General features: G+C 35.7%; 13 protein-coding genes. 3 read left to right on the forward strand and 10 right to left on the reverse strand.

Annotated elements, in window-relative coordinates; genetic code table 11:
• Positions 1-18: 18 nt before the first annotated feature.
• The 4 genes from nifD to nifH all read right to left on the reverse strand — a co-directional run bounded on the left by nifD (position 19) and on the right by nifH (position 3418).
• The gene (nifD, locus tag A8L32_RS20660) at positions 19-1656 is read right to left on the reverse strand and encodes a nitrogenase molybdenum-iron protein alpha chain (RefSeq protein WP_075591430.1); all 1638 of its coding nucleotides are present in this window, start codon (positions 1654-1656) and stop codon (positions 19-21) included.
• A 36-nt stretch (positions 1657-1692) separates the two neighbouring features.
• Complete coding sequence (locus tag A8L32_RS20665) at positions 1693-2070, reverse strand: P-II family nitrogen regulator (protein ID WP_075591431.1); 378 nt, start codon at positions 2068-2070, stop codon at positions 1693-1695.
• A gap of 27 nt (positions 2071-2097) precedes the next feature.
• On the reverse strand, positions 2098-2418 hold the full coding sequence (locus tag A8L32_RS20670) for a P-II family nitrogen regulator (RefSeq protein WP_198931825.1): 321 nt from the start codon (positions 2416-2418) through the stop codon (positions 2098-2100).
• Between the two features lie 175 nt (positions 2419-2593).
• The gene (gene nifH, locus A8L32_RS20675) at positions 2594-3418 is read right to left on the reverse strand and encodes a nitrogenase iron protein (protein WP_075591433.1); all 825 of its coding nucleotides are present in this window, start codon (positions 3416-3418) and stop codon (positions 2594-2596) included.
• A gap of 499 nt (positions 3419-3917) precedes the next feature.
• On the opposite strand from nifH, the gene A8L32_RS20680 reads away from it, so the two are divergent.
• Positions 3918-5366, forward strand: a complete 1449-nt coding sequence (locus A8L32_RS20680) for an ATP-binding protein (protein WP_075591434.1) — start codon at positions 3918-3920, stop codon at positions 5364-5366.
• A gap of 86 nt (positions 5367-5452) precedes the next feature.
• Here A8L32_RS20680 and A8L32_RS20685 read toward each other — a convergent pair whose 3' ends face one another.
• The 3 genes from A8L32_RS20685 to A8L32_RS20695 form a co-directional block, all read right to left on the reverse strand.
• A complete protein-coding gene (locus A8L32_RS20685) occupies positions 5453-6634 on the reverse strand; it encodes an aldo/keto reductase (protein WP_075591435.1) in 1182 nt (393 codons plus the stop codon).
• A 23-nt stretch (positions 6635-6657) separates the two neighbouring features.
• Entirely contained in the window at positions 6658-7245 is a 588-nt protein-coding gene (locus tag A8L32_RS20690) for a YiiX/YebB-like N1pC/P60 family cysteine hydrolase (RefSeq protein ID WP_075591436.1), read from the reverse strand.
• A gap of 210 nt (positions 7246-7455) precedes the next feature.
• Positions 7456-7764: a hypothetical protein gene (locus A8L32_RS20695; RefSeq protein WP_075591437.1), complete on the reverse strand. Its 309-nt coding sequence runs from the start codon at positions 7762-7764 to the stop codon at positions 7456-7458.
• Between the two features lie 356 nt (positions 7765-8120).
• Here A8L32_RS20695 and A8L32_RS20700 point away from each other — a divergent pair, with 356 nt between their 5' ends.
• Positions 8121-9680 (forward strand): sigma-54 interaction domain-containing protein, encoded by a 1560-nt coding sequence (locus A8L32_RS20700; RefSeq protein ID WP_075591448.1) that lies wholly within the window; start codon positions 8121-8123, stop codon positions 9678-9680.
• A gap of 42 nt (positions 9681-9722) precedes the next feature.
• Here A8L32_RS20700 and A8L32_RS20705 read toward each other — a convergent pair whose 3' ends face one another.
• Entirely contained in the window at positions 9723-10763 is a 1041-nt protein-coding gene (locus A8L32_RS20705) for an acyltransferase family protein (RefSeq protein WP_198931826.1), read from the reverse strand.
• Between the two features lie 8 nt (positions 10764-10771).
• The gene (locus tag A8L32_RS20710) at positions 10772-11344 is read right to left on the reverse strand and encodes an ankyrin repeat domain-containing protein (protein WP_075591439.1); all 573 of its coding nucleotides are present in this window, start codon (positions 11342-11344) and stop codon (positions 10772-10774) included.
• A 265-nt stretch (positions 11345-11609) separates the two neighbouring features.
• On the opposite strand from A8L32_RS20710, the gene A8L32_RS20715 reads away from it, so the two are divergent.
• Complete coding sequence (locus tag A8L32_RS20715) at positions 11610-13664, forward strand: helix-turn-helix domain-containing protein (RefSeq protein WP_075591440.1); 2055 nt, start codon at positions 11610-11612, stop codon at positions 13662-13664.
• 2 nt (positions 13665-13666) lie between these two features.
• On the opposite strand, the gene A8L32_RS20720 is transcribed toward A8L32_RS20715, so the two are convergent.
• Complete coding sequence (locus tag A8L32_RS20720) at positions 13667-14083, reverse strand: hypothetical protein (RefSeq protein ID WP_143525182.1); 417 nt, start codon at positions 14081-14083, stop codon at positions 13667-13669.
• Positions 14084-14417: the final 334 nt, after the last annotated feature.

The following is a 14417-nucleotide window of genomic DNA, read 5'->3' on the forward strand; positions in this document are numbered from 1 at the left end:
GTAATGTCCTCCTAATGATTAAGCGTTAATAGTCATGCTACCTACAATCTCTGGTTCTGATTTCCATGGAGAATCAACCATTTTCCAAACATCAGTTACCAACATGCGTTCCATCTCTTTAAAGAAGTTGATGGCTCCACCGAAAGCAGTGTAAGGACCACCGTAATCGTAACTATGAAGCTGCTTTAATGGAATACCCGACTTTTGAACCACGTATTTCTCTTTGATACCAGCACAGAAGATATCTGGCTTGTAGAACTCGATTAGTTTTTCCGTTTCGTGGTGAGAAACATCATCAATAACTAAAGAGTTTTTGGCCATTTCAGGCATCATACCTTCGTAATCGCTAAATGCATAACCTTTTTCTTCAAGGGCTGCTTTTTTAGTTACAAGGTCATCGCGCCATAACTCAGGATTATCTGTTTTCTCGATTGTTAAATCCTCGATGTTACGTGTATCTGCGTCAATCTTAATGTTAGGAATTACTTTACGTCCTTCATAATCATCACGGTGAGCAAACTCATAACCTGCCGAAACAGTTGTCATTCCAAGCTCTTTAAATAACTCTTGGTAATGGTGAGCACGAGATCCACCTACGAACATCATAGCTAGTTTACCTTCCGTTTTAGGCTTAATAGCATCCATTACTACTTGTACTTTCGCCGATTCGCGAGCAATTACTTCTTCAATTTTTGCAGTTAAATCAGCATCATCAAAGAATTCTCCTACTTTGCGAAGTGTTTTAGCAGTAGCATCGGCTCCAATAAAGTTGGCTTTGATCCATGGAATACCGTATTTCTCTTCCATCATCTCTGCGATGTAGTTGATAGAACGGTGACACATTACAATGTTTAAGTCAACGGTATGTGAATACTCCATACTTTTAATGGTAGAGTTACCAGAGAAAGTAGAAATTAACTCAATGCCTATTTCTTCGAATAAAGCTTCTAATTCAAAAGCATCACCACCAATGTTATACTCACCTAATAAGTTCATTTGGAACTTGCTTTCGCGAGGACGATCATTTAATCCAACTACGTTTTTAAATACACCGTTGTTAGCAATGTGGTGACCTGCAGACTGAGATACTCCGCGGTATCCCTCACAAGAGAAACCGAATATGTTGATACCTAATTCTGCTTGCATATCGCGAGATACAGAGTGAACATCATCACCAATTAGTCCTACTGGACAAGTTGAGAAGATACCGATTGCTTTAGGATTAAATAAAGCATGTGCTTCGCGAATAGCTTCTTTTAATTTAACCTCTCCACCAAATACAATATTTTCATCTTGCATATCTGTAGAGAAAGAGTAAGTGATAAAGTTATCTTCTCCCTCAGCTGGTCTGGTTTGGTTACGACGGGTTAACCATGCGTAAAAACTACAACCAATAGGTCCGTGTACTAAGTTGATGATATCTCTGGTTGGTCCTAAAACCACCCCTTTACAACCTGCGTAAGTACATCCTCTTTGGGTAATGATACCAGGAATGGTACGTACGTTAGCTTGTACTTCCTGATCTACCTCAGGATCGTTAGCAACCATACCCTTTTTACGCTTCTTAGCAATTTTGCTAGGGTACTTGCTAATGATGTCTTCTATTAATGGAGTAGGATCTGGTAATCCTGCTGAATAATCTTTCTTTTTAACCATGTTTTCTTGTTTTTAAGTGATAAAAACGAATCGTAATTAATCCACTGCTTTGCTTCCTGTAATTCCAGTTCTTACCTGGATTACATCCATCATTGGCATTACAAATATTTTTCCACATCCATGTGGCTCGCCTTGGTTAGCGTCAATAATTGCGTCTACTGTAGGCTGTACAAATTGGTCGTTTACCACGATTTCAAGTACTCTTTGTGCGCGAAGGCGTGGCTCTTTTCCTAAATGCTCTAAAGCTTCAGGTTGATCATTTTTAACGCCCTCAAGTATCTTAGCTTCCCAAAGTCCTTTACCTCTTCCAAACACTTTACCCGATGCAGTCATCGAAGTAACGTTGGCATCTAAAAGAGCCTTTTTGGTAGCATTCATCTTATCGATGTTTATTATTGCCATTACTTTCTTCATGTCTCAGACTTTTTTGATGTTAGTAAATTAAAGTTCTTTTACTCCTCTTGAGATAGTGTATGCTTCCTCTACTGGAGTGATGAAAATTTTACCATCACCAAAAGCTCCTTTTTCTCCTGAACGTGCAGCTTCCATAATGGTAGATACTGCAAAGTCTTTGTCTTCGTCTTTAATCACCATAATTAACTGCTCTTTTGGCAACTCATCATAAGTAACATCTCCAATTTTAATACCTCTTTGTTTTCCTCTACCTACAACAGGCGATTTTGTAACGGCGATATAACCCGCTTCGAATAAAGCTTTAAGAACTGCACTTGATTTTTCTGGACGTATAATTGCTTTGATCATTAACATTTTCTGGGTCTCCTATTTTTTAATAAATAAATGTTGAGATGTGAATTGATATGAAATAGGTTATCTCAACTGAAGTTTGTTTGATTTTTTAAGTACTCAGTCTGCAGTCCTCAGCAAGCAGTATTTTGTGGACCGCTTACTGTTGGCTGCTTATTTTGACTGAGAAAAATTAGTTCATGATACCGAAGTCCATTAATAATTTCTCTAACTCTTCAATTTCAAGAGGAGTAGGGATAATGAACATTTCGTTAGCATCAATGGCTTTAGATAAAGTTCTGTACTCGTCAGCTTGTGCGTGCTCAGGAGCGTGCTCAATAACTGTTTTTCTGTTGATCTCAGCATGTTGAACCATGTTGTCACGAGGAACAAAGTGAATCATTTGAGAACCTAATTGACGAGCTAACTCTTCAATCATTTCTCTTTCGTTATCAACTTTACGTGAGTTACAAATAAGTCCTCCTAAGCGTACAGTACCTGCTTGTGCATATTTTTGAATACCTTTACAGATGTTGTTAGCAGCATACATGGCCATCATCTCACCTGACACTACAATATAAATTTCTTCTGCTTTACCATCGCGAATAGGCATGGCGAATCCACCACATACTACATCACCTAATACATCATAAAAAGTATAGTCAGTTTTAAATTTATCATCCCAAGCACCTAATTGCTCTAATAAGTTAATTGAAGTAATGATACCACGACCAGCACATCCTACACCTGGCTCTGGACCACCTGACTCAACACAACGAACACCACCGTATCCTGGTTTTACAACGTCATCTAATTCTACATCTTCACCTTCTTCACGAAGTGTGTCTAATACTGTTTTTTGAGCTAGACCACCTAATAATAGACGAGTTGAATCCGCTTTTGGATCACATCCTACTACTAAAATGTTTTTACCTAATTCTACTAAACCTGCAACAGTGTTTTGAGTAGTTGTACTTTTACCAATTCCACCTTTTCCGTAAATAGCAATTTTTCTCATCTCTAATTAATTTTAATAGGTTTATACTAATTGTCTGTTTGGTTTCTCTTATTTCACACGGTGTGCCAAGAATGAATTATAGGACTGTTTAAAAATGCATGTGTGTGGTGTAAGTGTCAGTAGTACAGTGTTTAAAAAAATATTAAAAGACTGATTTGTTTTTGGCATGCTTAAATTTGTACTACATTAATGTAGGAATAAGCCCGATCGTTACTTTTTAGGTAACAAAAAGCGTAATGTGCACTGTGTCAGTGTATAATAAATAGGTTGCGAATTACTTGATTACAAAAGGGTAGGAAAGTGTGATATTTATCAGGGTTATGTAATGTGTAATGATTGTCATACGTAATATAATAATAGTAAAACGAGGATATAAATGGAATTGGCAATAATAATAAAGAATTAAATTGTGTACATTTGTTATGTGATCGTTATGTGACTAAGTGGTTTTGATTTTTTTTAATTGTTTGATTAACTGAGTGTTTTATTTTTTATTTGTATGACTGAGTTAGAATTGAGAAAGTTATTAAGTGAACTTAGAGCTATGCCAAATGAAACAGAGTGGCTCGAGTTTAAAACGAATAATTGGCAAGATATAGGTGAGTACTTATCTGCGTTGTCAAATTCGGCATGTATTCATGATAAAACATATGCATATATAGTGTTTGGTGTAGAAGATGAGAAGCATCGTATTGTAGGTACAACATTTTCTCAATATCAAAAGGTAAAAGGAAATGAAGAAATGTTATCTTGGTTATGTAGGTTACTTGAGCCAAAAATAAATATAGATTTTTATCCTTTGCAAGTGGAGGGTGAACGTGTAATGATAGTTCGGGTTCAATCTGCGATTAATACGCCAATTAAGTTTTCTGGTGTGCCTTATGTGAGAATAGGGTCGTATAAAAAGAAGTTAGATAAGTATCCTGAGATGCAGCGTTTGATTTGGACTAAGGAACCGATGAGTGTTTTTGAGAAGGGTGTTGCAATACGTAATGTCAATGGGGATGATGTTTTAGGACTAATTGATTATCCTTCGTATTTTGAATTGTTAGGTTTGCCATTGCCTGATAACAGAAGTGCCATATTCGATAGGTTGAAGAAAGAAATTTTAATTTCTGCAAGTGATGAATTGTACAATATCACAAATTTGGGAGCTATCCTTTTTGCAAGGAATCTTAATGATTATGAAACTTTGTTTAGGAAATCAATTCGTGTAATTATATATCAAGGCAAAAATAAACTTAAGGCGATAAAAGAACAGGTTGGGCAAAAGGGATATGCTTCTGGGTTCAAAGGATTGATTGATTATATTAATGATCGGCTTCCTATGAATGAAGAGTTAGGGAAGGTTTTTAGGAAAGAAATAAAAATGTATCCAGAAATTGCAATTAGAGAGCTTGTAGCGAATGCAATTATTCACCAAGACTTTAGTGTTAGTGGAACTTGTCCTATGGTTGAAATTTTTGATGATCGCATAGAAATAACTAATTCAGGAAAACCGTTAATAAGTACATTGCGATTTGTAGATCATAATCCTCAATCTAGAAATGAAAAATTAGCATATTTCATGAGGAGGATGAATATATGTGAAGAAAGAGGTAGTGGGATAGATAAAGTAATATCTGAATGTGAATATTATCAATTACCTGCACCACGTTTTATAGAGGAGGATAATTATACAAAAGTTATATTGTACGCACATAAAACTCTTCGTCAAATGGACAAGGAGGATAAGATTAGAGCTTGTTATTTGCATGCTTGTTTGCGATATGTATCAGGAGATTATATGACAAATCAATCGTTAAGAGAAAGGTTTGGTATAGTGGAAAAGAATTACTCGATGGCGTCAAGGATAATTTCAGATAGTATAAAAGATGGTATGGTAAAGTATTCTGATCCAGAAAGTAATTCTAAAAAGCATGCTAAGTATATTCCGTATTGGGCGTAGTATTTTATGTGATTGAGATGCAGCTTGGTGCTGTGTTGTATGTGATGTGATACAGAAAATCAATTGGTTAGAATTGGTTTTGTATGTTATCTTATGACCTTCATCTTTGTGGGGTAATACTTAGGCGCTTCTGGTGCCTGGTAAAGAGCTTCATGAAGTTCAGTTAGCATTTTCTTTAAAGGAATCTCACTCGGTATTTTCGAGAAATCTATTTTGTTGATGTTCTCAGGGGTGGCAAAAACACCAGGAACCCAATGGTTAGGCGTTTTCAGTTCTTTGTACCGGTATTTCGCAAAATCTAACATGTCGTAGCATTTCCAAAGTTTGCGCCAATGTAATAACAAAGGTAAATCCAGTTCAGAACCGTTATCTTGATATGGGTATGCATCAAAGTTAGAATATGGATCGTCGTTTAATCTATTATCTAATCTTTGTTTAGCCATTAAGTCTAACTCTTTGGTGCGGTCTGTTCGGCTAAAAATTGCATTCATCTCATCAAAGTGCTGGGGTTCTGTTATGCCAAACGATAAGGTATGTACATTAGGTGTATTCAAACAAAAGCGTGCATTCCATTGAATAGGTGTAGCATGCGGTATCGCATTTTTAACTTTGTTAGTAGGCCTAAAAAGCTGACCTCCCTTGTCGTTGGGCGAAATAATAAAAACACCCATATCTTTCTTCTCTGCCAACTGAATAGCGGCTAGGTTTCTTTGGTAGAAATAATAATAATGAAGGTTTACGAACTCAAAAAGGTCGGTATCAATAGCACTACAAATACTTTCCATAGAACCATGTGTACTAAAGCCAACGTGTTTAATAATACCTTCCTCACGCATTTTTAATAGTTCTTCAACAGGACCACCCTTTTTACAAGTACTATGAATGATATCTTGATTGTTGATACCATGCCAAGCATAAAAATCTACATAATCAGTTTTGAGCGTTTTTAATTGCTCCTCTACTAATTTTCTGGCTTCCTCAGCAGTGGGAGGATTCCCCTTGGTCATTAGGTAATATGAAGAACGGTCTACTTTTAACTCATCGTTTAAGGTTTTTCCAAAAACCTTTTCGCTTTTTACATAGCCGTAAGCCGTTTCAAAATGATTAATACCATTTTTTAAAGCCAAATCAACAATGTTGTTGCAGTGGTCTTGTGTTTCAGTTGGAATCTCATGCCTTGGTTGATCCCACGACTTTGTAAATCTCATCCCTCCTAATGTAATAGCACTAATGTGCTTCTCTGTCTTTCCAAATCTACGGTATTCCATTCTGTATAATATGCTATGTTATTCTATAATCGTTTGATAAATTCTAAGGAGCCTTCCATGGCCATTTCATTGGGGTTACAACCAGGCAGTCCTTCAGGAATATCCAAGCCTAAGTTACTGTAATGTTCAACCCACCCTTGATGAAAATCAGCTGTGGCAGGATTCTTAAAGGTCATGGGGTTTAAAGTAAATATGGAGTCTGTTTTAAAGATATGATAAATAAACTCAGAGCAATAAAAGCCAGGGCTTTCCAAGATGTAAGTCTTGTCATAAGGCATGCCAATTAAAATATTGGCAATATTAATAGCCTCGGTAATATCGGCTTGTAATTCCTTTTTTATACGATAGCTATCAGTTATAAAAGTGCTATCTCCATCGGGGTATTGAAAATCAGTAAGTAACTCCATGCAAACTCCATTTTTTGCACTAGCATGTATCACATACATGGTATCTCCTTTTAAACAACATATACCCATATGGGTGTAGTTAGTGTTTGTACCCGTTTGAGTGACTTCGTTAATGGCTTTTGATAAGCCCATATTATTGTTGCCTCTAAAAAGAATATCTCCATTCTTTAACTCAGAAGGCTTATTATTAGATGTACAACTCATCAATATTAAGGTGAAAAATATAAAAGTGTGTATATTGAGTTTTTGCATGGCGCAATATTAAACTTTTTATAATAGTTTTTATCGAATTCAATAGTTAAGTAACTCTAATTTGTGCTTCAGTGTTTAAAGTATTTTGTTTTAAAAGAAAAAGCCGAAAACAATCATCTGTTTTCGGCTTTAATAGAAACCATAGTAATATGTAGTAATATCTTAACTTTCAATTAATACAGCGTGCGTATTTCTAAATTGCATGGCTTTTCTAAAAAAAGATTCATTTTCGCCAAATGGCATTACCATATTAACGTTGCTGCTACATACTGTGCATTCACCTGATACTTTAATGTCGTTAAATCTATCCAAAAATATTTTGTAGTTACTTACCCCACTGTTACAATGTTGGTTGCATGTTTCACACAGCAGTTCGTTACTTAAAAGGTATTTAAAACCTCTTTTTTCTTGGTGGTTTAAAAGCGTATTGAGTTGGAATTTATTAATCTCAATATCATTAAAGTCAATCATAAAACTGGATTTAAGGTTATGAATTAATATGTAAACTGTAGATTTTCTGATTGTTAAATTATCTATAAATCACAAAAAATCAAAGTCATTATTCATTTTTTTTGCCATGAATTATTAAATTTTAATGAAAGAAGGAAATCTTCGAAAAAATATAGATCTATTAATATACTCAGAAGTTATTATTGGGGGTGATTGTGAAAAATATTAAATAAATGTTGGTTGAACTTAAAATATAGGGGGTGTTAGAAAGAAAGAGTATAAATAAGCTGAGTAGTGGGGCGAATATGGAGGGGTGGTGTGTTAAAGTGTTATATTTGGGCTTTGAATGGTTTCGGATTACAACTAGAGGGTTAATTATGCATGCAAATTGTAAAAAAGGAGGAGAGGATTGCTACGGCTTAAAAGAGATGACGTTACTCTTTGAGATTAGTCAGCGATTAATTGCGAGTAAGGAGCTTAAAAGTGACTTGTCTCCTATATTGAAAATAGTGGTAGATCACTTGGGTGCTGACCGAAGTTTTTTGACAATTTTTAATAGGAATAATTCCAATATATATATTGAGGCGGCTTATGGAATGAGTCAGAAGCAACAATCGTTGGGTAAATATCGTTTGGGAGAAGGCGTAATCGGTAAGGTAGTTGAGCTAGGACAACCTATAGTCATTCAGGAAATTTCTAAATCGAATTTATTTTTAAATAAAACTAGGTCAGAGCTGAATAAAGAGGGGCGGGAGTTGACTTTTATTTGTATTCCTATTGTGTTGGAAAATAAAACAACAGGCGCGTTAAGCGTTGTTCGTCCTTTTAATCCGCATATAACCTACGAAGAAGATATTCATTTGCTCTCTATTGTAGGGTCTTTAATTGCTAAAACAGTTAAATATCGTCAGGAAAAAGCAGAAGAGTTAGAGGATTTAAAGCAAAAAAATATAGAGCTTGAATCAGAAGTGAAAGCCAATAATTTTACGACAAACATTATTGGTAATAGTAGTAAAATGCGCGATGTGTTCTCCCTTATTGAAATGGTAGCACGAACCAATAGTACCGTTTTGGTGCGAGGAGAGAGTGGTATTGGTAAAGAATTAGTGGCCGACGCTTTGCATATTGAAAGTAGTAGAAAGAATAAAAACCTGATTAAGGTAAATTGTTCTGCTTTGCCCGATTCTTTAATAGAAAGTGAATTGTTTGGGCACGAAAAGGGAGCTTTTACTGGAGCGGACCAAATGCGCAAAGGTCGTTTTGAGATGGCCAATGGCGGTACCATATTTTTAGATGAAATTGGAGATTTACCTTTATCTACGCAAGTAAAGCTATTAAGAGTAATTCAGGAGCGAGAGTTTGAGCGCTTAGGAGGAACGGAAACCATAAAGATAGATGTGCGGATTGTTTGTGCAACCAACTGTAATCTTGAAAAGCTGATTGAAGATGGAACCTTTAGAGAGGATTTGTTTTATAGAATCAATGTGTTCCCTATTTTTGTACCTGCCTTGAGAGAGCGACGTAACGATATTCCTTTGTTGGTGGATTATTTCATCAATAAATTCAATAAAAAGAATAAAGCATCTGTTAAGCGAATCACTACTTCAGCCATTGATATGTTAATGGTGTATGGCTGGCCTGGTAACGTGAGAGAATTAGAGAATGTAATAGAACGTGCTTGTATTTTGGCTCGCGATAATGTTATTCATAGTTATAACTTACCGCCAACCTTGCAAACTGCCGACTCTACAGCCACGGGTTCTCATGAAGGCATGACAGGTGTTTTGGAGCGTTTAGAAAAACAACTTATTATTGAAGGCTTAACAAGTACCAAAGGAAATATTACCAAGGCCGCTGAAGAGTTAAGAATTACCGAACGTATGTTGGGTACTCGAATTAAAAAGTATAAAATAGACGCTTGGCGCTACAAAGTATAATATAGAAAATGCGGGACACCTAAATTCGCTGTCCCGCATTTCCTATTTTAGTCCAAATAATGGTCTGATAAATTTTACCCGCCTAATGATGAGTTCATAAATGGCAAAACTCCCCAAAAAGGTGATGGCATTAACTAATAATAGCTTTAACCATACGTTCATTTCAAAAGGTAGAATTAAATATGCACCCAAATATAAAAAAGCCATGTGCCAAATATAGATAGGGTAGGCCGCTTCGCTCAAATATTTTAATTTTTCGCTGGGTTTGTTTAAATATCTACTCGTAAATCCTAAAATAGCAAATATCCAAGTAGCAGATTCAATTGACATTAAATAGTTGGGAGCTTTTAATTCGTAAACCAATAATCTAAAAACGAATAATGCTAAACTTAAAACGAATAAAGTCCATCTGTATTTTAAACAAGTATCCAGAAGCTTTAGGCCAGTTGCAACCGCACTAAACCCCCAAAAGAAAGCAATAAATCCGAATACAAATCCATGCAGTGTTGAAGCGTACATCTCATAAATGCCTGGATTTACAATAAGTGATTCTAATACAAAGCTTAATGCGATGATGGGTAATATAAATGGACTTCTATAGAGCCTAGCAAACCAGTTGTCCGGATTTTTTTCGTTCGTTTTCTGCATCCAAAAAAATATAGGTAATAGCATCAGTACAAACGAAAAAATATGACCTAGAAACCAAAGGTGACTTGGGATAGCTGCATAACTTAAGTCGTGTTTGTAGTAAAACTGAAAAATATAATAATGTATAGGTACAACTACAAATATTCCTATTATAAAAGGGATGAATATTCGTTTGGCTCTTTCGCCGAGTAATTGTTTCCAATTTCGCTTTTTGAGCGCAAAGGCCACACCCATGCCCGATACAAAAAATAAGATAGGTATCCTCCATGTGTTTATCATTGACATAGGTATCCAAATGGATTCTAAAGATTCTGAGCTTTGGATAAAACCAATAAATATTGCCCACGGCTGAAAAACAATGGCTACGTGATATATTAATAATAGCCCAATTGTAGTTACCCTCAACCAATCTATATCGTATCTTCTTTCGTTCATCATTGTTTTTATTTAAGTAATTCGGCTATAATTGGTCGTTCATTTTTAATAAAATCATAGTCTAACTGAAGGCCTAATGTACCCAATTGTGTACCAAAGAAATCATAAATGCCTTTTACTTTTTCAAAATCATCCGCTACAGATTGTGCCGCTGTAGAACCTCCTTTATTGATAATATCTTTTTTAGCTCCGTGTTGTAAAAGTGCTTTTACAATTTCTGTTCTGCAGAAGAAAGCAGCCGAATGTAGAGCTGTAGACCCCTCTTTGTTTTGTACGTTAACATCGGCTCCAGCTTTAATAAGTTCTATGGCAACTTCATTGTGTCCAAAAACTGTTGCAGATATTAAAGGAGTAGAACCGCCCATAGGTTCAGTGGAGTTTAAATCCGTCCCTGCTTTCAGGTGCTTTTTAATTTCATCTAAATTACCTAAGTACGCAGCAGTGTGAATGTCTGTTGTAATTTCTGTTTTACTGGAGTTTGCTGCTGCTTTATTTTCTTTTGCCTGAGAATTGCAAGATCCAAAAGCTATTAAAGATAGTAATAACATAGCGCTGATTCGTTTTTTTAAAATAGTTTTCATGATTGAAGTTTTTATTGTTTAAATTCTTTAATGTAAAGGTCTGTTAATTCGTGATGCACTATAAATCAATCATGAAGAAATCTATAGTAATAATACTTTATCCAATGAAACTATGATGCATGTATGTAAAATATGATGCAAATGCGGATTAGAAGACGGTTTTTATCGAACTTTTATATTTTATTTCTCTTGTGTTATTGGTTGTATCTTTTAAGATAAATACTAATCTTTGAGATGCTTTAGTAAGTAATTTTAAACCCTCATAATGTCGGAATTGACACCAAAAGAACAAAGTTTTTTAAGCGAGTTAGATGAATTGATTCGTAAAAACATATCAAACGAACAATTTGGTGTGGCTGAGTTAGCTTCTGAAATAGGAATGAGTAGGTCTAATTTATTGCGCAAAGTAAAAAAGTTGGCTCAGGTGTCGGTGAGTAAATATATTAGTCAGATTCGTTTGCAAGATGCCTATACCTTGTTAAAGCAGGATGAGTTAACGGTTTCAGAAGTTTCTTACCAAGTTGGTTTTGCAAGTACATCATATTTTATCCGATGTTTTCGAGAGCAATATGGCTACCCTCCTGGCGAAGTGAAAAATAAGGTGGAAGAAGTTCAACCGTTAAAGCAAGAAAAAGCTCCAGTTAACAAAAGGTATTTGATGGTTGCTTTGGCCTTGCTAATCGGTACAATTGCTTTGCTGTATATATTTATTCCAAGACAGAATACTGTTATGGATCTTGATAAAACCATCGCAGTATTGCCGTTTAAAAATGAAAGTGCAGATTCTTCAAACATATATATAGTAAATGGAATGATGGAATCGGTGCTGAGTAGCCTGCAAAAGATGAAAGGACTAAAGGTGGTGAGCAGGACTACGGTTGAACAATACCGAAACACGACTAAAACAATTCCTGAAATTGCGCACGAGCTTAATGTAAGTTACTTTGTGGAGGGAAGTGGTCAAAAGGTAGGTAATCAGATTATGCTCAATGTACAATTGGTTCAATCCAATAGCGACAGGCAGTTGTGGGCTAAACAGTATAAACGAGAGGTGGAGGATATTTTTCAGTTGCAAATAGATGTAGCTAAAAATATTGCCAATAATATTGAGGTTATAATAACTCCTGAAGAGCAAAAAAGGATTGAGAAAGTGCCCACGCAAAACTTAGAAGCTTACGATACCTTTCTAAAAGGCTTGGAGTTGTTTCGTCAGGAAACGGGAGAGGGGTTGGAGGAATCTATCGTTTATTTTAAAAAGGCTATTGAGTTAGATGAGAACTTTGCCAGAGCCTATGCCGATATTGCCATTGCTTATTATTATTTAGATGCTTTCTTTGCCGAAAAAAAGCATAGTGCTAAAATAAACTATTACGCCGATAAGGCTCTTTTACTAGATGCGCATCTTGGACAAAGTTTGCAGGCCAAGGCATATTATTATATAAATATTGGTGAGTATGCCGAAGCCATTCCTTTTCTGGAAAAAGCACTGGAGTATAACCCCAATTCCGTATTAATAATAAATACCCTTTCCGATTTTTATACCACTTTTATACCCAATGCAGGTAAATATCTAGAATATGCTTTAAAGGGAATACAGCTAGACTTGGCTGCTCAAGATTCTTCAAGCGCAAGTTATGTTCATTTACATTTGAGTAATGCCTTTATGCAAACAGGTTTTGTAGAGGAGGCTGAGCAATATATAAATTCCTCCTTGGCTTTTAATCCCGATAACTTATACTCTCAATATGTAAAAGCATATATATTATTAGGCAAGGATAAAAACTATGCGCGTACAAAAGATTTATTGTTCTCTACCTTGTTAAAAGATACCACGCGTCTAGATATTCTACAGGAAGTAGCTAAGGTGAATTACCTCATGCGTAATTATTCCGAGGCATATGTTTATTATAAAGACTTTCTGTGGGCAAAGGAAACGTATAAACTACGCATATTTCCCTCAGAGGATATTAAAATGGCTTTGGTTTGTAAGGAGCTCGGTTATACTCAGAAGGCAGATAGTTTATCACAGGCATACTTTCAATATGCTTCCAATGATGAATCTATTTATAAAAACCTAAGTTTATCTGCTTATTATTCATATCAAAATAACACAGAAAAGGCCATTGAGCACCTTGGTCTATTTGCTCAACAAACCGATATTCAGTATTGGATTGTGTTATTTTTAAGAGAAGAGCCTGCCTTTGATAATATAATAGATATGCCAGCATGCCAAGCCTTGATTTCGCAAATTGAAGATAACTTTAATAAGTATCACGAAAATTTGAAATCAACCCTCCAGTCCCAAGGGTTAATCGAGTAGTATTATTCCTCAGGTATGTGTGCGTAATCAATAATCTCAATGGTTAATTTTTTGCTATCGATGCTTTTTAGTTTCCACTCGCGTTGTTCTTTGCCTCCCCAATAGCCTACCTTAATATATATAGTAGAATCATTTTGCGACCAGCTTCCCTCAAAGTCTCCATAGGTTATTGGCGGAGTTCCGCACCAACCAGCATTTTTTCTTTCTATTAACGATTGGTCTGCTTTTAAAGCAAGCCCATATTCGTTTTCCTGTAAGGCGTAGGTCTTAGTATATGTAATTTGATTTGCCGAATAGTCAGGATTTATCCAGTAGCCAGTTACATCCAATCCTGGTTTGTCTGCGGGTGTATTTTCCTTATCGCATGATAGTAGCGTGCATAATAGTATAGCTACAATAGTTAATTTAGTATGTTTCATGGTTTTCATTTTTCAATAAGATGAAAGAATCTAACTATGGTTGCGTAATAGTTCTTCTATTTCCATGGGCGTTCCCTCGATGCGTCCTCTTCTCTTAAAAGGTACAGGTACTCTCGGGTCGGGCTTTTCGCTCTAACTCCTCGCTGTTTTCTTATGTGTTACATACATTATATACAGAAATATCTATTCTATATAAGAAAGCCTGTTTTTTAGCTGCGGGGTACCCGCTTCAATCCCTAACGCGAGCTATGGCGATGCGTTTGGCGATGCGTTTGGCAGGTTAAATTGAAGGTCTAAATCTATAATGAAACTTTTTTCATATTTTATTTCAATG

Origin of the sequence: Labilibacter marinus (assembly GCF_001659685.2) — a bacterium.
GTDB classification, from domain to species: domain Bacteria; phylum Bacteroidota; class Bacteroidia; order Bacteroidales; family Marinilabiliaceae; genus Saccharicrinis; species Saccharicrinis marinus.